At 62.6% G+C, this 18011-nt stretch carries 21 protein-coding genes; 12 read left to right on the forward strand and 9 right to left on the reverse strand.

The window, feature by feature from the left end; genetic code table 11:
* Positions 1 to 34: 34 nt before the first annotated feature.
* The 5 genes from AC0L16_RS24025 to AC0L16_RS24045 all read right to left on the reverse strand — a co-directional run bounded on the left by AC0L16_RS24025 (position 35) and on the right by AC0L16_RS24045 (position 3341).
* Positions 35 to 361, reverse strand: coding sequence for a hypothetical protein (locus AC0L16_RS24025; protein ID WP_473623683.1), 327 nt, complete (start codon positions 359 to 361; stop codon positions 35 to 37).
* Between the two features lie 206 nt (positions 362 to 567).
* Entirely contained in the window at positions 568 to 750 is a 183-nt protein-coding gene (locus AC0L16_RS24030; protein ID WP_473623684.1) for a hypothetical protein, read from the reverse strand.
* A 188-nt stretch (positions 751 to 938) separates the two neighbouring features.
* A complete protein-coding gene (locus tag AC0L16_RS24035; RefSeq protein WP_473623686.1) occupies positions 939 to 1988 on the reverse strand; it encodes a sensor histidine kinase in 1050 nt (349 codons plus the stop codon).
* A gap of 146 nt (positions 1989 to 2134) precedes the next feature.
* Positions 2135 to 2302: a DUF1328 domain-containing protein gene (locus tag AC0L16_RS24040; protein ID WP_023797107.1), complete on the reverse strand. Its 168-nt coding sequence runs from the start codon at positions 2300 to 2302 to the stop codon at positions 2135 to 2137.
* A 244-nt stretch (positions 2303 to 2546) separates the two neighbouring features.
* Positions 2547 to 3341, reverse strand: a complete 795-nt coding sequence (locus tag AC0L16_RS24045) for a response regulator (protein WP_473623687.1) — start codon at positions 3339 to 3341, stop codon at positions 2547 to 2549.
* 236 nt (positions 3342 to 3577) lie between these two features.
* Between AC0L16_RS24045 and AC0L16_RS24050 the strand changes: the two genes are divergently transcribed.
* Entirely contained in the window at positions 3578 to 3775 is a 198-nt protein-coding gene (locus tag AC0L16_RS24050) for a NepR family anti-sigma factor (RefSeq protein WP_473623689.1), read from the forward strand.
* 3 nt (positions 3776 to 3778) lie between these two features.
* On the forward strand, positions 3779 to 4330 hold the full coding sequence (locus tag AC0L16_RS24055) for an RNA polymerase sigma factor (protein WP_023797110.1): 552 nt from the start codon (positions 3779 to 3781) through the stop codon (positions 4328 to 4330).
* A 68-nt stretch (positions 4331 to 4398) separates the two neighbouring features.
* On the opposite strand, the gene AC0L16_RS24060 is transcribed toward AC0L16_RS24055, so the two are convergent.
* Positions 4399 to 4719: a response regulator gene (locus AC0L16_RS24060; protein WP_473623756.1), complete on the reverse strand. Its 321-nt coding sequence runs from the start codon at positions 4717 to 4719 to the stop codon at positions 4399 to 4401.
* A gap of 260 nt (positions 4720 to 4979) precedes the next feature.
* Between AC0L16_RS24060 and AC0L16_RS24065 the strand changes: the two genes are divergently transcribed.
* The 3 genes from AC0L16_RS24065 (at position 4980) to AC0L16_RS24075 (ending at position 6670) form a co-directional block, all read left to right on the forward strand.
* The gene (locus AC0L16_RS24065; protein WP_473623690.1) at positions 4980 to 5741 is read left to right on the forward strand and encodes a Crp/Fnr family transcriptional regulator; all 762 of its coding nucleotides are present in this window, start codon (positions 4980 to 4982) and stop codon (positions 5739 to 5741) included.
* 126 nt (positions 5742 to 5867) lie between these two features.
* Positions 5868 to 6194: an ElaB/YgaM/YqjD family protein gene (locus AC0L16_RS24070; protein ID WP_473623691.1), complete on the forward strand. Its 327-nt coding sequence runs from the start codon at positions 5868 to 5870 to the stop codon at positions 6192 to 6194.
* Between the two features lie 11 nt (positions 6195 to 6205).
* Complete coding sequence (locus AC0L16_RS24075; RefSeq protein ID WP_473623692.1) at positions 6206 to 6670, forward strand: hypothetical protein; 465 nt, start codon at positions 6206 to 6208, stop codon at positions 6668 to 6670.
* Between the two features lie 79 nt (positions 6671 to 6749).
* On the opposite strand, the gene AC0L16_RS24080 is transcribed toward AC0L16_RS24075, so the two are convergent.
* Positions 6750 to 8267, reverse strand: coding sequence for an HWE histidine kinase domain-containing protein (locus tag AC0L16_RS24080; protein WP_473623694.1), 1518 nt, complete (start codon positions 8265 to 8267; stop codon positions 6750 to 6752).
* A gap of 186 nt (positions 8268 to 8453) precedes the next feature.
* Between AC0L16_RS24080 and AC0L16_RS24085 the strand changes: the two genes are divergently transcribed.
* Positions 8454 to 8654: a hypothetical protein gene (locus tag AC0L16_RS24085; protein WP_473623695.1), complete on the forward strand. Its 201-nt coding sequence runs from the start codon at positions 8454 to 8456 to the stop codon at positions 8652 to 8654.
* A 29-nt stretch (positions 8655 to 8683) separates the two neighbouring features.
* Here AC0L16_RS24085 and AC0L16_RS24090 read toward each other — a convergent pair whose 3' ends face one another.
* The gene (locus AC0L16_RS24090; protein WP_473623696.1) at positions 8684 to 9604 is read right to left on the reverse strand and encodes a diacylglycerol/lipid kinase family protein; all 921 of its coding nucleotides are present in this window, start codon (positions 9602 to 9604) and stop codon (positions 8684 to 8686) included.
* A 317-nt stretch (positions 9605 to 9921) separates the two neighbouring features.
* Here AC0L16_RS24090 and AC0L16_RS24095 point away from each other — a divergent pair, with 317 nt between their 5' ends.
* Entirely contained in the window at positions 9922 to 11361 is a 1440-nt protein-coding gene (locus AC0L16_RS24095; RefSeq protein ID WP_473623698.1) for a PRC-barrel domain-containing protein, read from the forward strand.
* Between the two features lie 55 nt (positions 11362 to 11416).
* On the opposite strand, the gene AC0L16_RS24100 is transcribed toward AC0L16_RS24095, so the two are convergent.
* The gene (locus AC0L16_RS24100; RefSeq protein ID WP_473623699.1) at positions 11417 to 12994 is read right to left on the reverse strand and encodes an alkaline phosphatase family protein; all 1578 of its coding nucleotides are present in this window, start codon (positions 12992 to 12994) and stop codon (positions 11417 to 11419) included.
* A gap of 233 nt (positions 12995 to 13227) precedes the next feature.
* Here AC0L16_RS24100 and AC0L16_RS24105 point away from each other — a divergent pair, with 233 nt between their 5' ends.
* The 5 genes from AC0L16_RS24105 (at position 13228) to AC0L16_RS24125 (ending at position 17766) form a co-directional block, all read left to right on the forward strand.
* Positions 13228 to 14160, forward strand: a complete 933-nt coding sequence (locus AC0L16_RS24105; protein ID WP_473623701.1) for a VOC family protein — start codon at positions 13228 to 13230, stop codon at positions 14158 to 14160.
* A gap of 10 nt (positions 14161 to 14170) precedes the next feature.
* Positions 14171 to 14794, forward strand: a complete 624-nt coding sequence (locus tag AC0L16_RS24110; protein WP_473623702.1) for an alpha/beta hydrolase — start codon at positions 14171 to 14173, stop codon at positions 14792 to 14794.
* Positions 14795 to 14797: 3 nt separating this feature from the next.
* On the forward strand, positions 14798 to 15097 hold the full coding sequence (locus AC0L16_RS24115) for a GNAT family N-acetyltransferase (protein ID WP_473623704.1): 300 nt from the start codon (positions 14798 to 14800) through the stop codon (positions 15095 to 15097).
* 187 nt (positions 15098 to 15284) lie between these two features.
* Positions 15285 to 16343 carry a dipeptidase gene (locus AC0L16_RS24120; RefSeq protein WP_473623705.1) on the forward strand — a complete coding sequence of 353 codons (1059 nt, stop codon included), beginning with the start codon at positions 15285 to 15287 and terminating at the stop codon, positions 16341 to 16343.
* 136 nt (positions 16344 to 16479) lie between these two features.
* Positions 16480 to 17766: a flavin monoamine oxidase family protein gene (locus AC0L16_RS24125; protein WP_473623707.1), complete on the forward strand. Its 1287-nt coding sequence runs from the start codon at positions 16480 to 16482 to the stop codon at positions 17764 to 17766.
* The last annotated feature ends 245 nt before the right edge of the window (positions 17767 to 18011 follow it).

The raw sequence follows: 18011 nt of genomic DNA on the forward strand, positions 1-18011 counted from the left end.
TTATCATGCGAAAAAGCGTTTTGCCTGCTCGATTTCATTGTTGGCTAAGAGAGTCTTTTTCCGGACGTGCGCCGCTCGAGGCAACCTCAAGATCGGAAATCTCCACGGAAGCGTCGAGCGTGCCGTCCGGGCGCACGTTCCAGACGATCTGGTCGTAATCATCCTCGAGCGCCGGATCGACGGCAAGGCATTTGGCAATGATGCGCGGAGCCTGACCCTGAACATCGTGCAAGGCAAACGGACGCGCGGCGGTGCACTCCTGAGCGGTTTCGAAAACGCTCACCGATACGGGCAGTTCGCGGCACTCGGTCATCGTGTTCGAACAGCCGATGACCAGCAAAACGGCAGCGATATGTTCCATGGCGACGGTCCTCCCGCCATAGAACGGGCCACATCCCTCAAAGTTCCTGCGATGCGGGCTGGCGCGACCATTGGAGAACAGGCCGGCATCAGGCAAGCACGAGCCGCCGGCCGCTTTGCGTCCGACGCTTTTGCATTAAATTGTTATCGCGAAACCGCTGGGCACCCTCGGTTCAAGCCCGAGGGCATGCTTTTGCGCGACATGCATTAGACCAACTGGAACGCGGCGGCCAGGACGGCCACTGCAGCCAGCCCGATTGCGGCGAGGCCGGGGATCGGCAGGGAAGCACCGGGCGACGGCATTGCGGACGCTTCGAGATCCTGAAAGCCGCTCATCGAAACGCGTGCGGCCTGTTCCAGCCTGTTGATGTCGGCAACCGTCAAAGCCATTCCTCCCGTGCGCAGCAACTGCGATCGAAAACGTCATGCGGAGTGGTGTCTGAGAAAAACAGCATCGAACCTTATGGTGAACAGATGGTTAAGCCGGCGCGGCGGGTACCAATTCCAACCCCTTGGCCCAGCCCTCTTGGTCCCCAGCTCTCTTGGCCTCAGCCCTGTTGGGCTCGGCTGTTGCCCGTTCAATCCGTCTCGAAATTGCTGCGAGGAACGACGAGATGATATTCGAGACGATCCCCGGTGATTTCAAGTTTCGCCGTGCCGTTCAACGACGCAGGCACGACGCGCTCGAGCGCGACGCTGCCAAAGCGCTTCTCGCTGGGCTGATTGTCATTGGCGCCGATGGCCTCGGCCCATGTCAGCGACAGCGTTGTCTCGCCAGCGGCAGCCGCCTTTAGGTCGGCCGTCACCTCGACGAATCCGTCGGCTCGCGACAGAGCGCCGTAGCTGACAGAATTGACGGCAAGCTCGTGCATGGCCAAGCCGATATGCAGGGCCGCATTGGGATTGAGGTATGGGTTTGCACCGCGAAAACGCAGGCTGCGCACAGGGTCGGCTCCATAGCGGCCGACCTGGCCGGACACCAGTTCGCGCAGTGCCGCTCCACGCCAGTTGGACGAGGTCACCAAGTCCTGGGATGAGGCAAGCGACTGCAGCCGGCCGCGAAAGCGTGTCAGGAAATCACTGAGCGTGTCCGAATAACGGCTGGTCTGGGTGGCGATGCTCTGGATGATGGCCAAAAGGTTCTTCGAACGGTGGCTGACCTCGCGCAGCAGCGTCTTCAGGGTTTGCTCGCGACGTTTCTGCTCGGTCGTTTCGACCATGGTGGTGACGACGCCCTGCACGGCGCCGCCGTCGTCATGATCTGCGTCTACCCATATTTGGAACCAGCGGACGCCATCGTCGGCAGGAATGCTGAGCTCAAGATGTTCCGGATTGCCGGATGCGACGACCTTGCGTTTCGCCGCGCCGATGCGCTCCGCCTGCGCAAGCGGCAGGATGCCGTTGCTGTCGCCCGTGTCGGAAACCCCCGTGTCGGAAATCCAGGGCGGGCGCATGTTGCGGGCCCAGACGGTTTTCATCTCGCGATCCTGATAGAGAACCGAAATACCGGCATTGTGGAGCGCATGGAGAAGGGCCCGGCCAAGCTGCATCCCACTCTCAGCGGACTGTAAAGCGATGATCTCATCGCTCCGTCCGCCGTCTTTCATGTCTCCGGTCCTCGATTGCATCGGTCAGCTTCATCCGCCCATCCGTGCTGAACGGCTGACGGAAAAATGGGTTCCCAAAAGAAGTCCGCCGAGCGATGTCCGGCTAAGGACACCGCCCGGCGGTAGCTGGAAACCGCTTGAGGGGTGCGGCTCCAGTGTTCGATCGGTCAGGACGCGCGTTTGAACAAGCCCGCAATTAGCGAAATGATCAGGAAAGCGAGGAAGATGAAAAACAATATCTGCGCTATACCAGCCGAAGTGCCGGCGATGCCGCCGAAGCCAAGAGCGCCTGCAATGATTGCAACGACGAGAAATACGAGGGCCCAGTAGAGCATGGTCCATCTCCTTCAAATAGTATGCCAAAAACGTCTTTCGCTGCCGTTTGTTCCAGCATTTCCCGAAAAAGACGATCCCCGGAAAGCTTTCCCGCTCGAATTGGCCCGCTCGAATTGGATCGTCATGCGCAGGTGAGTTGCAAGTGGCGGTCGCCGGCCACAAGCGGCCAGCGTTACTCAGCTGTGGAAAACGGGCGATCAGTGGAACTGTGGAGAAGGGCGCTCAAGGCCGGGCTACCCACCCCTATGCAGCGGCTTTCGCATGCCGGTCGAAGAAAAGCGCCTGGCTGATCAGGGCCTTGACCATCTCCGGATTGAACGGCTTGGTGACGAGGAAGGCCGGCTCCGGCCGCTCGCCGGTAAGGAGGCGCTCGGGAAAAGCGGTGATGAAGATCACCGGCACCGGCGTGGTCGACAGGATCTCGTTGACCGCTTCGATGCCCGAGCTGCCGTCGGCAAGCTGGATGTCGGCCAGCACCATCTTCGGCCGCGTCTTGGTGAACATCGCCACCGCCTCGGCATGGGTACGCGCCGTTCCGACAACGCGATGGCCCAGGCTCTCGACCATTTGCTCGATGTCCATGGCGATCAGGGGCTCGTCCTCGATGATCAGCACATCGGTTGCCACCTGGCGGGAAATCTCGTTGCTGGCCTCGGCAAGAAGTTCGGAGAACTCCTGATCGTCGACGTCGAGGATCTCCGCCGCCTCGTCTTCGCTGAAACCTTCGACGGCGACCAGCAGGAAGGCCTGGCGGGGACGGGGTGAGATCGCGTTCAGATTGGCGGCGGCGCGCTGTTCCCACGCCGACTGCGGGTGTTCCTGCGGAACGCGGATGGCGACCGAGGTGAACAGCCTGGCGAAGACCTTGTAGAGCGCGATGCGATCGTTCGACGCATTCGGAAAGATGTCGACGTCAGCGATGACGGCTTCGAGCATCGCGGCGACCAGCGCGTCGCCACTCTCCTGCGATCCGGAGACGGCCCGCGAAAAGCGGCGCAGGAACGGCAGGTGTGGAGCGATGGTTGCGGATAGGCTCATAATGGACGTCTCCCTCTGACGTAATTGCATATGTTGGAAGCCAAGCTGATGACAAGCCCCGAAAACAAACCCTGAAAACAGAAACGCCGGCTCACCGAAAAAGTTCCGAGGGCCTGGAACTAATACAGGAGGAAGGCGTTTGAAGTCGGGACGGGCAACCAGACGAGGGGGCCGCCTGCTTTGCGTCGTGTATTAAAGGGCGGCAGGGTACTGGGAACGAAGGGCGAAATGACGACATGAGGAAAGACAACACGGCTGGCGCTGCAACCAACACGCGCCGGGCTGCTTCCGGCGACCCGCTCGGGCCAAACTCGGAAATCGGCCGCAAACTCAAACAATATTACGACGAGCTGGTCTCCGACAGCGTGCCGGATCGCTTCGCCCAATTGCTCAGCCAGTTGGAACAGGCCCAACCTGCACGGAAAAAGGACTGAGGCATGGCCGCCGTCTCCCAGAGCTTCAAGACGGATCTGCTTGCCTCGATTCCGAGCCTGCGGGCGTTTGCCGTGTCATTGACGCAAAACGCCGACAAGGCCGACGATCTGGTGCAGGAAACGCTGGTCAAGGCGTGGGACAAGCATGAGAGCTTCGAGCCGGGCACCAACCTCAAGGCATGGCTGTTCACCATCCTGCGCAACGAATTCTATTCGCAGATGCGCAAGCGCGGCCGCGAGGTGCAGGATAGCGATGGCATCATGACCGCCAGACTAGCCGTTCATCCGGCCCAGCACGGCCAGCTCGACCTCAAGGACTTTCGGAGCGCGCTCGAGCAATTGCCCGAGGACCAGCGCGAAGCCATCATCCTCATCGGCGCGTCGGGCTTTTCCTACGAGGAAGCCGCCGAAATTTGCGGCTGCGCGGTCGGAACGATCAAGAGCCGCGTCAGCCGCGCCCGCACGCGGCTGCAGGAAATCCTGAAGATTTCCGGCGACGACGAGTTTGGCCCGGATGCGATCTCGGCTCAGGTGACGGGGTCGAACGCCGCCTGAATACGGATCACCGGTAATGTGGGACCCGGTAATCGGGCTCCGGTTTGCGGACATCAAACAACCGGGCATCAAACAACAGGTCCGCGCCCGCACGCCGACGCCACTGCCTCCACAAGATCGTCTCCCGAATAGGGCTTGGTGACCAACCTGACATCCGGAAAGGACACCTTGATTTCGTCCATGTCGGAATAGCCCGAGGCGAAGACGAAAGGCACGCCCGATTCGCGCAGCCGCGAAGCGAAATCGAGTGTCGAAGTGCCGCCCAGCATGAGGTCGACGATGGCCGCGTCGAATCGCGAGGCAATGCCCTGCCGATCGATCTCAGCCAGATCGCGGGCGACGACAACATCGCCGGCGCCATAGTCGCGGCAAAGCTGCTCGACATCCATGGCGATCAGGAATTCATCCTCCAGAACAAGAATCCGCAATCCGTCCAGCAATGGGGGCACGTGGCGATGTCTCCGTGGGGCGCCAGGGAACAGGGAGCGCAAGGGATAGAGGAGTCATGATCCCTATTTGGCTTCCTGTCATTTAAAGTTATTTCGCATCCTGTCATTTAAAAAAGACATGCCGCCGCAGATGGCGGAACCTCGACGCCTGCAGGGCGTTTGCTATCGCCCTCCGGAAGAGGGCTTCGAGAGGGATTGAAATGTCTGGCCAGAACGGCCGTTCCTTGTCCGCCCGCCGATATTCATGTGAGAACTGCCCACTGCGGCCGTTGCCGGCGTTCCGGGCGTTCGAGAAGCAGGAACTCGTCTTCGTCAATGGCTTCAAGAAGGGCGAACTGGCCGTCGACAAGGGCGACACGGTGCTGGTTGAGGGAAGCCACAGTGCCCATCTGTATACAGTGCTGTCGGGTTGGGCTTTCCGCTACAAATTGCTGTCGGATGGCCGCCGGCAGATTCTGAATTATTCCATGCCAGGCGATCTCATCGGTCTGCAAGGCAGTCTGATGGGCGAAATGCAGCATTCCGTGGAAGCGCTGTCGCCGATGCTGCTTTGCCTCTTCGAGCGGGACGCCCTCCCCGAACTCTACCGCAGCCATCCGGGCCTCGCCTACGACATCACCTGGATCGCCGCGCGAGAGGAGCGCATGCTGGACGAGAACCTGCTCAGTATCGGCAGACGCACCGCGCTCGAGCGTGCTGCCTATCTCATCGCCTTCATCTCCAGTCGCGCCAGGGTGGTCGGGTTGAACGGCAGGAAGCCCGTGCAAATTCCGATCACACAGCAGCACCTCGCCGATACGCTCGGCCTGTCGCTGGTCCACACCAACAAGACGATCCGCAAGCTGATCGACCGCAAGCTTATCTTCTGGCGCGACGGCGGCTGCGAGGTGGTCGACAACGAAAGGCTCAAGGACCTCGCCCGCTGGGAAGGGTTGAGCGAAGGTCGCCGACCGCTGATCTGAGCGGCTAGCGGAGACGTGCCGGGCTGGACTCGGCCGCGCAAACACCCTTTCATGGCAGTTGTTCCGATTTCGGAACCTTGGGGTGGGTCGGACGTTTCGACCCGAGCAAACGCAAGGAGTCAAGCAATGGCGACTGCCGCAGGAAAGTCCCCGAACGAAAGCCGGCCGAATTCGGACCTTGAAGACGACATTAGGCAGCTGAAAGTCGACATTCAGAAACTCACTGAACAGCTGGCCGAGACCGGCCAACATGGCTACGGGGCTGCTCGTCGCGTCGCTGCGGAAGGAGTCGAGCAATTGCGCGTTCAAGGCGAAGCAGCCTTTGAAAATATGCGCAGCAACGCCAAGGATATCGAAGCGCAAGTGGTGGCGAGCGTGCGCGAAAAGCCGGTGACGTCGCTGGCAATCGCGGCAGGCGTTGGCTTTCTGTTTGCGCTTCTTGCGCGCCGCTAGTCTCAGCCCAGATGGGAATGCTGGCATCGTTGCTGTCGGGCCTCGCCTCGGGTGAAGCCGTCGCAGCCCTGCGCCGCGCGCGCACGGCTGCGATCGTCTATGGGCTCGCAGCACTTGCAGCGCTGTGCGGCCTCGTTTTTCTCCTCGGAGCGGCCTACGTCTGGGTGGCGGGTCACTACGGGCCGATAGCAGCCTGCCTTGGTTTCGGGGTCGGCTTCCTGGTGGTCGCAGGGCTCCTCCTGCTCGTCCATCGCCTGTCGGCCGGCGCGCGCGCCCGACGCCGAACGCGGAGGCGCACTGCCGATATCAAGGCGGTCGGCATCACGGCCGCGCTTGCCGCGCTGCCGGCGTTGCTCAAGGGGAAAGGCGGCCTCGGCACCATACTCGCCCCGGCGATTGCACTCGCCGCCTACGCCATCTACCGCGAGAACACGAGGGCCGATGCCGACGATCCGGATGACGGCGAAGCGAAATAGCTCGAAGCGGTTGTTCTTTTTTTGGCAATGATCCGAAAAACCGGGTTCCACCTTCGGTTCGGGATCCATGGTCGAGCCATCACTTCGGCAGCTCCTCCAGCGGCATCGATATTTCGGCGAACACGCCTTCCGGCCGGAATTCGTGGGTCACTTCACTGGAGATGATCTTGGCCAGGCTGCGGCGGATCAGGATCGAGCCGAAGCCTAGGCGTTCGGGCGAGGCAACTTCGGGCCCGCCGCTTTCGCGCCAGGTCAGCACCAGGCGCCGAGCGCCTTTGCGCCCCTGCGCCTTCCAGTCGAGGTCGACGTTGCCCGAAGCCGCCGACAGCGCTCCGTGTTGCAGCGCGTTGCTGGCCAGTTCATGCAGGATCAGGCCGAGCCCGACTGCCTGGTCGGGCGAAAGCAGCAGATCGGCGCCTGAGATCGTCATGCGCGGCTGTTCGGCGGTGTCGAACGGCTTGACCTCGATTTGCACGAGTTCACGAATGCCGATGCCGCGCCACTCGCGGTCGGACAGCAGGCTGTGGGCGGCGCCCAGCGCCTGCAGCCTGGCGCTGAATGCGTCGAGGAAATCCCGCGGCTGGCGGGCATGGCGAACTGTCTGCGTCGCCAGCGCCTGCACGGTGGCCAGCGTGTTCTTGACGCGATGGTTCAGCTCGCGCAGCAGGAGCCGTTGCCGCTCGTCGCCAAGCTTGCGTTCGGTGACGTCGTAGTTGACGCCGAAGATCAGCGTCGGCTTGCCGTCGCCGTCGCGCTCGATGACCCGGCCGCGCGTAGCGAGCCAGCGCGGCGGACTGAAGCCCTTGACGCGGTATTCGCCAAAATAATCGTCGCCGCCGCTCAGCGCGTCGCGAAAGCGCGTCTCGGTCTGGTAGGCATCACGCGGGTCGATGGCGGCAAGGATATCGCGCGCCCTCAGCCGGTTTGAGCGCGGCAGATCGAACAGCTCCGACAAACGGACATCGCATTCGATCGTATCGGTGTGGATATCCCATGCCCAGCTGGCGAGCGAGGCGGCATCGAGCGCGATGCCGCGCCGCTTTTCCTCGCGCGCCAGCGCCGCTTCGGCGCTGACGGCGGCGTTGCGGGTGGCGTGCTTCAATGCGAACAGGCTGGCGGCCAGGCTGGTGAGCGCCGTCAACTGTTCGAGCTGGGCGGCAGACGGCGACGCGCGCGGCCTCCGGTCGAGCACGCAGAGCGTGCCGATGCGGGCGCCGGCCACCACAATCGCCGCACCCGCATAGAAACGGACATGTTGCTCGCCAGTGACCAGCGGGCTGGCGTTGAAGCGTGAATCCGTGGTCGCATCGGTCACCACCATCGGCTGGTCGCCGGCGGCAATAGTATGGGAGCAGAAAGATTTATCTGTCGCGGCCTCGGTCTCGTCCAGGCCGACATGGGATTTGTACCACTGCCGCTCGATATCGAGCAGCGTCACCAGCGCGACAGGCGTTTGCATCACCGCGGCGGCGAGCCCACTGATAGTGTCGAAGTCAGGATCGGCCGCCGTGTCGATTGCACCGAGACCGTGGAGTACGGCAAGCCGGTCCTGCGCCCTTACCACGCTAAGGACATCGACCGGCAGATTCGGTTTCATCTCTACCCTGCTATCCACACGGCTACCCCCCCCACAAAAATGCATCGGCTTGCAGCCATTCGCGCCAGGCCCAGTTGCTGGCTCTGAAACCGGAACCTTCGCCTTGAGCAACCGTTACCCAACCACATTTTGCCAGCCGCGCCCGCCGGCGCCAAAAGAAATCGCCAAACGACATGGAGGCCGATCATGCCCAGGATCGTTCCTGAAGACAAAGCCCGCCAGGGACGCTTGGGGTGGCACACTTTTCGCATCTTGATCGCCGCGCTGCTTTTGGCGTTTATCGCTTGGGGCATCGCGGAGATTTACGGCAACATGATAGACAGGACGCCGACAACCGAACAGGGCGAACTCCCCAGGAACCAACAGGGCGAGATTCCCCGGGGCTGAAGGCTTCCGATCGACTATGCCGGGATACATCACGCGGCCTTCGCCTGGACAGCGCGCGCCGGAACGAGAACATTCAGCGCGCCAGGATGGATTTCGATCGTGGTTTCGCGGTCAAACCTGACCAACTCGCCATCCATGACGGCGCGAAGTTTTTTGGCGGCCGAGTGGACTTTCAAGACGACCCGGTCGGCTTGGTGGATTTCGACGTGCTCGCTGTCGCGCCATTTGCCGCGCGCCACGTCGAAGAGGAACCTGACCAGTTCGCCACGCCGCCGCGCCACCGTGACATAGATGCCGAGCACGCCGCCGGCGGGATTGTCGGCATAGGGCAGATGACCCTCGCCAAAAAGGTTGTTGGTGATGCCGATGCCGGTGGTGCGCGTCACGATCTCGGCGTCGCCGATGGTCAGCGTCACCTTCATCGCCGACGGATTGTTGATCGCCGCCCAGGCAGCCTTTACCGAAGCCCGCATCTTTCCCAGCCGCGAGCCGAATTCCATGCTCTGGCGAAGCTGAACCATTTTGGCATGCATGCCGATCGAGAACTGATGCACGAATGGCTGGCCGTTGGCGGTCGCCAAATCGACTGCGATCACCTCGCCGTCGGCAAAGGATTTGATGGCCGCGTCCAGGGTCAGAGGGATGCCGAGCCCGCGTGCAAACAGGTTCATCGTGCCAGCCGGTAGAATGGCAAGTGCTTTCTTCCTGCCCATCAGCCGAGCCGCTGCGGCCGAAATGGTGCCGTCCCCGCCACCGGCCAGCACAATGTCGACACTGTGCCCGGAGGCGATGCGGTCAAGCGTTGCGACGATGTCCCTGCCGGCAACGATTTCGATATCGACGCGGTGACCTGCTGCCTCCAATGTCTGGCGCATTCGGTCGGTGAAGGCGGAGAGATCAATCGTTCGCAGGGTGCCGCCCTCGTGGTTCAGCACCGCCGCAAATCGCATTCCCCCGCTCCGATTTTTCTTGGCAACCATTGGATAGTCATCAGCCGGGACAGACCAAGCCATAGGCTGAACGGGGCGGCTGAAAAAAAGTTCCGCAGCATTGACGAAAATACACCTTTGACGAAAATACACCTTTGCCGGAAATTCGGGGCGAGATCTCGCCGGCGCCAGGCCCGCATGGCTGAGCGCGATTCGGTGGTTTTTGCACGACGCTCGCCATGTTGTCGGAACAACCGCGCGGTCACGACGTTGTGAATGTGTAACGCCACGACCGACCCATGCTCGTGGCGCGGGATAACGAACGAGGAGGATTTATGATGATCCGCACCCTTTTATCCACCACCGCACTGGCAGCGTTGATTGCGACCGGTGCGTATGCGCAGGAAGCCACAACCCCGGCGCCGACCCAGGCCCCGGCGGTCCAGGAGACCGCTCCGGCGGCGCCTGTTGCCCGCGCCGATGGCAGCCTGGTGACTAATATCATTGGTGAATCGGTCTATAACGGCACAGGCGACGATGCCGAGAACATCGGTGAGATCAGTGATGTCGTCTTCGATGAAAGCGGTCAGGTGAAATCCGTCGTCATCGGCGTCGGCGGCTTTCTTGGCGTCGGCGCCAAGAATGTCGCTTTCGACTACAACAAGCTGCAATGGGCCGAACGGAATGGTGACCGCTGGCTGATTGCCGAGACCAGCAAGGACGAGTTGACGGCTCAGCCGGACTTCGACCGTAAGCCTTACGATCCGGCTCCTGCGGCCACGGCTACGGCTCCCGCACCATCGACCTCGGATACGACCGCGCAGAACGCTCCGGCGACTCCGGTCGAACCGGTTCCGGCCGAACCCGTGAAGCGCGCTGATGGCAACCTTGCCACCAACATCATCGGTGAAACCGTTTACAACGGCACCGGCGACGATGCTCAAAACATCGGCGACGTGAACGACATCGTCCTGGCCAAGGATGGCAAGGCCGAGTCGCTGATCATTGGCGTCGGCGGCTTCCTTGAGGTTGGCGAAAAGAATGTCGCCTATCAGTTCGACAAGGCCAAGTGGGCGGAGAGGGACGGCGACCGCTGGCTGGTCGCCGAGACCACGAAGGAAGACCTCGAGGCGTTGCCGGAGTTCGACCGGGAGGCCTATGATCCCGCCCCGGCGACAACCGCATCGACTGACGCGGCGACGCCTGCGCCGGTGACCACCGCCCCTGCTGTCACTCCAGCCCCGGCGGAGAAGACCGCGGAAGCTCCCGCGGCAACGCCTGAACCCGCTGCTCCGGCACCGGCAGACAAGACGGCCGAGGCCCCGGCGGCAACGCCTGACACCGCTGCTCCGGCTCCAATGGACAAGACAGCCGAGGCTCCGGCTGCAGCAACGCCTGATGCAACCCCCGACCAGACACAGACCGCGGCGATCGACAAGTCGGCGCTGACCGAAATGCCGGTCGACAAAATCCGCTCCGAGGACCTGGTTGGAACCACCGTCTATGGCGCCAACGATGTCAACCTCGGTGAGATTGGTGACGTCGTGCTGACGGGCGACAAGAAGGTCGATGCCGTTATCATCGACGTCGGCGGTTTCCTCGGGGTTGGCGAGAAGGAAGTGGCGATCGGCATGGAAAACCTTAAATTCATGACCGACAAGGATGGCAAGCGCTATCTCTACACGAACTTCACCAAGGAGCAGCTCGAGGCGCAGGCCCCCTATGACAAGGCCACATATACGCAAAACCGAGACACCCAGCGCATGATGATGCGCTAGTTTGCTCTAACGACGAAAGAGGCCCGTGCCGGCAACGGCGCGGGCCTTTTTCTTTTCATGACTGGAAACGTGGCAGGCCCGCGACGTGGCCGGCAACCCCATCCTCGGTCAGTTCGGCAAGCGCCAGCGACTGATCGAGATGTTCGGCCCGCCAGGCAAGCAGCCTTTCGGCAAGCTCCAGCCGGACCGGCAGATAGGCCTGGTCGGCAGCGACATTGGTCAGTTCGTCCCGATCCTGCTCCAGGTCGAACAGCAGCGGCGGCAGGCCGCCGCCGAACTGTACATATTTGAATTGTTTCGTGCGGATCACGGCCAGATTGCACTGGCGCGGACCGATGCCGAAATGGCGCTCGGCTTCACCGTCGGCGACCGAGCGGAAATCGAACTCCCAATGCGCGGCCTCGCGCCAGTTGCCCGGCTCCCGGGCATCCAGGAACGGCTTCAGCGATTGTCCGTCGAGATGCGGCGGGGATACCTCGCCAAGCAGATCGAGCAATGTTGGCGCTATGTCCACCGCTTCGGTGAAGCGGTCGACGCTGGCGCCGGCCGCCTTGCGGCGACGCGGGTCGCGGATGATCAGCGGAATATGATAACTGCCGTCGAAGAAGCCGCCCTTGCCCAGCATGAAATGGTCGCCCATCATCTCGGCATGGTCAGAGGTCAGCACGACGATGGTGTTGTCCCAGGCATCCGCCGCCTTGACCGCCTGCCAGATGCGGCCAAGCTGCGCGTCGACTTCCGAGATCATGCCGTAATAGAGCGCGCGGATGGGGCGAAAATTGTCGTCGCCCCAGTCGCGCACCTTGCCCTCGGCGCCGGGGCGGAAATTTGCCCGCTGCCGCTGGCCAAGTTCATAGGCGAGGTAGGGGTGGCTCTGCGCCTCGGCCTGCCAGCTCGCGGCGCGGCGGAAGGCTGTTCCGTCGGCCGGATCATACATGCTGTTGTAAGGCTCCGGCACGATGAAGGGCGGATGCGGGCTGAGGAAGGAAAGATGCGCGAACCACGGTGTATCGCGCTCCTGCTCGCCGAGCCAGCGGGCGAATTCGCCGGTCAGGAAAGCGGCTGGGGTCTCGTCCTTCGAGTAGACGGGCGGCGCGCCTGTCACCGCGCTGTCGGCCCTGCCTCCAAGCTTGTCGACGGGGCGATGGATATCGGGAAAACCGGCGCTGCTGTCGATGCCGCGCGCCTTGAGCCATGACAGCCACGGTTTCTGGTGCTCCGGCAGGAGTTGGCGCACGGTGAAGCCGGGCAGGACGCCTTCATAGCTTTTCAGCCGCGGGTCGCCTGGCGCCAGCGTGCGCGGATCGGGCGACACGTCGGTATAGCCGAACAGCGTTGGATCATAGCCGAGACTGCGTGCCGAGAGCGCGATGTTGCCATGGCGGGCGTCGAGCGGCGTGCCGTTGCGGCAGACGCGGTTGTTCATCTGGTAAAGGCCGGTGTAGAGGCAGGCGCGTGCCGGCGAGCAGGGCGCCGCCCCGCCGAAGTGCTGTCGAAACAGCACACCCTCGGCGGCGAGCGCGTCGGCATTCGGCGTTCGCACCACCTTGTGGCCTGCCGCCGACAGGCAATCGCCCCGCCACTGGTCACAGGTGATCAGGAGAACATTCGGGCGTCTGTCTTTTCTGACCAATGCGAGTGTCCTTCATTGAAAACCTGCCGCAAATACCTGCCGGTCACGGGAGCCGAATTTTTGTGGCGACACAAGCCTTAGATGTTCGCTAAATGGTGAACAAAAGTCGCTTTATTGTTCACTTATAGAGCACAGTCTATTCTGTGTTTGCGGCCTTTGCCGCCGGCTGGCGGGTCCTCATATTGGCGTGGACCGCGGCACGGGCCGCACAGGACACGCGAAGGAGCAGGAAAATGCTCGACCAGATCAAGGGTCTACATCACGTCACCTCAATGGCCAGGGATGCGCGCCAGAACAACGCGTTCTTCACAAAAGAGCTCGGCCTGCGCCGGGTCAAGAAAACCGTCAATTTCGACGCGCCGGATGTCTACCATCTCTACTATGCCGACGAGCTCGGCACGCCCGGTTCCGTGATGACCTATTTTCCGTTCCCCAATATCGGCAGGGGCCGCCACGGCGTTGGCGAGGTCGGCACCACGGTCTATTCGGTGCCCGAAGGCACGCTTGCCTATTGGGAAAAGCGTTTTGCCGATGAGGGCGTCACGGGGCTGTCGCGCGAAGAGAACTTCGGCGAGAAGCGTCTTGCCTTCGCCGGTCCCGATGGCGACGGGTTTGCGCTGGTCGAGAACAAGGCCGACACCCGTACGCCATGGGCGAAGGGCAATGTTCCCTCCGACGAGGCGATCCGCGGCTTTCACTCGGTGTCGCTCAGGCTGAAGGATGGCGGCGCCACGGAAGAGCTGCTGAAATTCATGGGCTATGAGGAAGTCGACACGTCCGGCACTGTAAAAAGGCTGGCGGTGAAGGACGGCAACGGCGCCAACATCGTCGATATCGAATCGCTGCCGGGCGCCGCTTTTGCCGACCTCGGCGCCGGCTCGGTCCACCACGTCGCCTTCGCTGTCGAAAACCGCGCCAAGCAGCTCGAAGTGCGCAAGGCGCTGATGGACACCGGCTACCAGGTGACGCCGGTGATCGACCGCGATTATTTCTGGGCGATCTATTTTCGCACGCCGGGCGGCGTGCTGTTCGAAGTCGCCACCAACGAGCCGGGCTTCGACCGCGACGAGGATACCGCCCATCTCGGCGAGGCGCTGAAGCTGCCGTCGCAGCACCAGCACCTGCGGCCCTATATCGAGCAACATCTGCAAAAGCTGGAAGATTAAGGACAAGGCCATGAGCAAGGACGCTTACTCCTACAAGACACTGCCTGGTTCGCCTGATGGATCGCTGCTCTTCGTCTTCCATGGCACCGGGGCCGACGAGAGCCAGCTTCTGTCGCTCGGGCGTGATCTCGCGCCGCAGGCGACCATCGTCTCGCCGCGCGGCGATGTCTCGGAACACGGAGCGGCGCGCTTCTTTCGCCGCACCGGCGAGGGCGTCTACGACATGGCCGATCTGGCGCGGGCGACGGACAAGATGGTTGGCTTCGTCAAGGCGCATATCGAGGCGGCAAAGCCCGCGTCGGTGCTTGCCCTCGGCTATTCCAACGGCGCCAACATCCTGACCTCGGTGGTGTTCGCCGCACCCTCTCTGTTCGAGGCGGCGGTGCTGATGCATCCCCTGATCCCATTCGAGCCGGAGGTGAAGGGCAGTCTCGCCGGCCGCCGCATCCTGGTCACCGCAGGCAGGCGCGATCCGATCTGTCCGCCCAACCTGACGTCGCGGCTCGAAGCCTATTTGCGCGCCGATGGCGCCGATGTCACAGTGGAGTGGCACGATGGCGGCCATGAGGTGCAGTCGAACGAGATCGAGGCGGCGCAGCGGTTCCTGTCCGCTGCGCCGGCAGAAGGAGCGTAAGCAATGCCTGACCAATTGCCGGAGATCGAACTGGAGGATCGCGGTTCCAAGGGCCGTTATCTCCTGCGCGGGCCTGACGGCGCCAAGGCGGAGATGACTTTTACCAAGATCGGCGAGCACCAGATCATCATCGACCACACCGAAGTGCCGGATGCGTTTCGCGGCCAGGGTGCGGGGCTTAGGCTCGTTACCCGCGCCGTCGAGGACGCGCGCGCGGCGGGCAAGAAGATCATCCCGCTCTGTCCGTTCGCCAACGCCCAGTTCCATCGTCACCCGGAATGGGCCGACGTGCTGAAGCAATAGCGCCGGTCCTAGCGACAGGTCTCGGCGCACGATGACGGTTGAGGGCGGGCAGCCACAATCGCCCGGGTCGCTGTGGCATTTGCGCAGATCACCTGCCTTGCCTGATGGGTTGTCTTGCCTAGTGGGTATTGCCTTGCCTAAGTAGGTATGGTGCCCGCCCGACCAATCGAACCGAAATGATCCCCTGATGACCGAAACCGATCTTGTTCCCGTCTTCGACGGCCACAACGATACGCTGCTCAGGCTCTATCAGTCGAAAGACGCGGATGTCGAAAAGCTGTTCATCGAGGGAACATCGGGTGGCCACATCGACTTGCCGCGTGCGAAACAGGGCGGCTTTGCCGGCGGCATGTTCGCGATCTTTCCGCCGCCGGTCGAGAAATCCAAGCGCAGTGCGGTTCCTCCGGCGCCGAGCGATATCGAGCCCTTGCCGCCCGAAATTCCGCGCGCCGACGCGCTTGCTTCCACCATCGCCATGGCCTCGATCCTGTTCAGGCTGGAACGAGCGTCGGCGCTCACCGTCTGCCGCAGCGCCGGCGATGTGCGAAACGCGATGGCGCAAGGCTCGATCGCAGCGGTGTTCCATATCGAAGGCGTCGAGGCGATCGACCCCCAACTGACCATGCTTGACGTGCTGCATGCGGCCGGCTTGCGCTCGCTCGGCATCGTCTGGAGCCGCCCGAACGCTTTCGGCCATGGCGTGCCGTTCCGTTTCCCGTCGACACCCGACACCGGACCTGGCCTGACCGATGCCGGCAAGGCGCTGGTCAAGGCCTGCAACCAGCTCGGCGTCATGGTCGATCTTTCGCACCTCAACGAGAAGGGGTTTCGCGACGTCGCCGAGATCAGCGACGCACCACTGGTCGCGACCCATTCCAATGTCCATGCGATCTGCGGTCATTCGCGTAACCTCACCGAATGGCAGCTCGGCGCGATCCGCGACTCGGGCGGCATGGTCGGGCTGAATTTCGCGACCGGGTTCTTGCGCGAAGACGGCAGGATGAATGCCGATACCAGTCTCGACGTCCTGGTGCGCCACGTCGAATCACTGCTGCAGGCGCTGGGCGAAGACGGCGTCGGGCTCGGGTCCGACTTCGACGGCGCCATGATCCCGGCTGTGGTCGGCGACGTCACCGGCCTGCCGAAGCTGCTCGACGCGTTCGCCGCGCGCGGCTTCGGTCGCGCGCTGATCGAGAAAATCGCCTACCGCAACTGGATAAGCATGCTGGAAAAGACCATTGGCTAAAGCGGGTCGCCCGGCAGAGTAGCCGGCGACCTGCAATATATCGATCGGGCGGGGTTTCGATGATCTCGACAGGACCGTTGTCTCCGAAGCTGAAGCCGCGGATGATCGCGGGCTTCGAGAACTTCAAGGCTGCCTCTTGAAGCGCCAGACCGCACCAACCGATGTCGCCATCGTCGGGGCCGGCTTTACCGGCCTGTCAGCCGCGCATGAATTGAGCAAGGCCGGCATCGATTTTGCACTGCTCGAGGCGCGCCACCGGGTTGGCGGGCGGGTCGAGTCCCAGTGGAACGGGCTTGGCGAGCGGATCGACAGCGGCGGTCAGTTCCTGTGCGAGGACATGCCGGAACTGATGGCCCTGGTGCGAACGCGCGGCAAGACGTTGGTCGAGACCTATGCCAAGGGCGAAGTCATTGCCCAGCCGCTGATCGGCGCAAAGCAAGCCGAGCGAATCTACCACGCCTCGAGGTCGATCCGCGACCGTATGAATGCGATCGCACCGGGCGATCCGACTATCGCCGGTCTGACCGTCGCCACATGGCTCGATCGCCAGAACGATCCCGGCGAGGCCAAGGCGGCTTTCCGCTCGATGATCGAGGGCTTGTGGTGCCAGGCGCTCGAAAAACTGCCGCTTTGGCACCTCATCGACAATGACCGCCGTATCACCAATGAGGTGTCGGAGCTGCAGTATTTCGTGCACGAGACCATGCAGTCGCTGGCGGATGATCTGGCTGGCGATCTCGGCGGCCGTCTGCGATTGAACGCGCCGGTCAGAAGGATCGGGCGCGGACCGGGAGGCGTTCGTCTGGCGTCGACGACGGGCTCAATCACGGCTCGAATATCGCTGATCGCCATGCCGCCGATGATGGCTTCGAAGCTGGACTTCGCGCCGCCGCTGCCGGCTGCCTTGCAAAAGGCCCTCGGCGTCTGGCAAAGCGGCGTGGTGATCAAAATACAGGTGCGCTATGCCACAGCCTTTTGGCGCGCCAAGGGCTTGAGCGGCATGGTGATGTGGCGCGATCCGCCGGCACTTTTTGCCTGTGACGTCAGCAAGGACGACGGCCACCCTGCGTTGGTCGTCTTCGTCGGCGGGCCGCTTGCCCTCCGCTGGCGGGAACTGGGAGATGCCGCGTTGCGCACAGAGGTTACGGCGCGGCTGCAGCAGGCGCTCGGCACCGATGCAGGCAAGTTCACCGATTTCAGCTATCGCGACTGGACCGATGATCGCTGGAGCGGCGGCGGCTACGCCGATCTCATCATCGATACGAGTGCCACCGAGGCCGAACAAACCATCCTGGCCGGCGCGCCGCCAGTGTATTTCGCATCCTCGGAATTGTCGCCGTCGTTTCCGGGCTATGTCGAAGGCGCAATCGTGGCTGGGCGCATTGCGGCACAGAAAATACTCTCGGAACTTAATCCGCAGTAGTCACAAGCGCCTCATGGTCGCAGGCGAGGCGCTCGAGCCGGCGACCGGATGCCGCCGGGCCAGAGCGGCGGCGTGATTTGATCCCGTAGAACATGCGACTGGACGAAAACAGTTCGGCAACGAACTGCCTCGCGCCGGCGATGACCGGATCCGCCCGCCGAATTCCCGTTTCAAAGCTGTTACACGGCCAGTTTGCCTGCGTCGTTCGTCCGTTACAACGTGCGACTAAGTTCGCTTTAACAGAA

It is taken from the genome of Mesorhizobium sp. WSM4848, assembly GCF_055811375.1.

Bases quoted from the DNA above. Each gene is read 5' to 3' on its own strand.
- AC0L16_RS24025 (WP_473623683.1), bottom strand. From the start codon at position 361: ATGGAACATATCGCTGCCGTTTTGCTGGTCATCGGCTGTTCGAACACG.
- AC0L16_RS24030 (WP_473623684.1), bottom strand. From the start codon at position 750: ATGGCTTTGACGGTTGCCGACATCAACAGGCTGGAACAGGCCGCACGC.
- AC0L16_RS24035 (WP_473623686.1), bottom strand. From the start codon at position 1,988: ATGCAATCGAGGACCGGAGACATGAAAGACGGCGGACGGAGCGATGAG.
- AC0L16_RS24040 (WP_023797107.1), bottom strand. From the start codon at position 2,302: ATGCTCTACTGGGCCCTCGTATTTCTCGTCGTTGCAATCATTGCAGGC.
- AC0L16_RS24045 (WP_473623687.1), bottom strand. From the start codon at position 3,341: ATGAGCCTATCCGCAACCATCGCTCCACACCTGCCGTTCCTGCGCCGC.
- AC0L16_RS24050 (WP_473623689.1), top strand. From the start codon at position 3,578: ATGAGGAAAGACAACACGGCTGGCGCTGCAACCAACACGCGCCGGGCT.
- AC0L16_RS24055 (WP_023797110.1), top strand. From the start codon at position 3,779: ATGGCCGCCGTCTCCCAGAGCTTCAAGACGGATCTGCTTGCCTCGATT.
- AC0L16_RS24060 (WP_473623756.1), bottom strand. From the start codon at position 4,719: ATGGATGTCGAGCAGCTTTGCCGCGACTATGGCGCCGGCGATGTTGTC.
- AC0L16_RS24065 (WP_473623690.1), top strand. From the start codon at position 4,980: ATGTCTGGCCAGAACGGCCGTTCCTTGTCCGCCCGCCGATATTCATGT.
- AC0L16_RS24070 (WP_473623691.1), top strand. From the start codon at position 5,868: ATGGCGACTGCCGCAGGAAAGTCCCCGAACGAAAGCCGGCCGAATTCG.
- AC0L16_RS24075 (WP_473623692.1), top strand. From the start codon at position 6,206: ATGGGAATGCTGGCATCGTTGCTGTCGGGCCTCGCCTCGGGTGAAGCC.
- AC0L16_RS24080 (WP_473623694.1), bottom strand. From the start codon at position 8,267: ATGAAACCGAATCTGCCGGTCGATGTCCTTAGCGTGGTAAGGGCGCAG.
- AC0L16_RS24085 (WP_473623695.1), top strand. From the start codon at position 8,454: ATGCCCAGGATCGTTCCTGAAGACAAAGCCCGCCAGGGACGCTTGGGG.
- AC0L16_RS24090 (WP_473623696.1), bottom strand. From the start codon at position 9,604: ATGCGATTTGCGGCGGTGCTGAACCACGAGGGCGGCACCCTGCGAACG.
- AC0L16_RS24095 (WP_473623698.1), top strand. From the start codon at position 9,922: ATGATCCGCACCCTTTTATCCACCACCGCACTGGCAGCGTTGATTGCG.
- AC0L16_RS24105 (WP_473623701.1), top strand. From the start codon at position 13,228: ATGCTCGACCAGATCAAGGGTCTACATCACGTCACCTCAATGGCCAGG.
- AC0L16_RS24110 (WP_473623702.1), top strand. From the start codon at position 14,171: ATGAGCAAGGACGCTTACTCCTACAAGACACTGCCTGGTTCGCCTGAT.
- AC0L16_RS24115 (WP_473623704.1), top strand. From the start codon at position 14,798: ATGCCTGACCAATTGCCGGAGATCGAACTGGAGGATCGCGGTTCCAAG.
- AC0L16_RS24120 (WP_473623705.1), top strand. From the start codon at position 15,285: ATGACCGAAACCGATCTTGTTCCCGTCTTCGACGGCCACAACGATACG.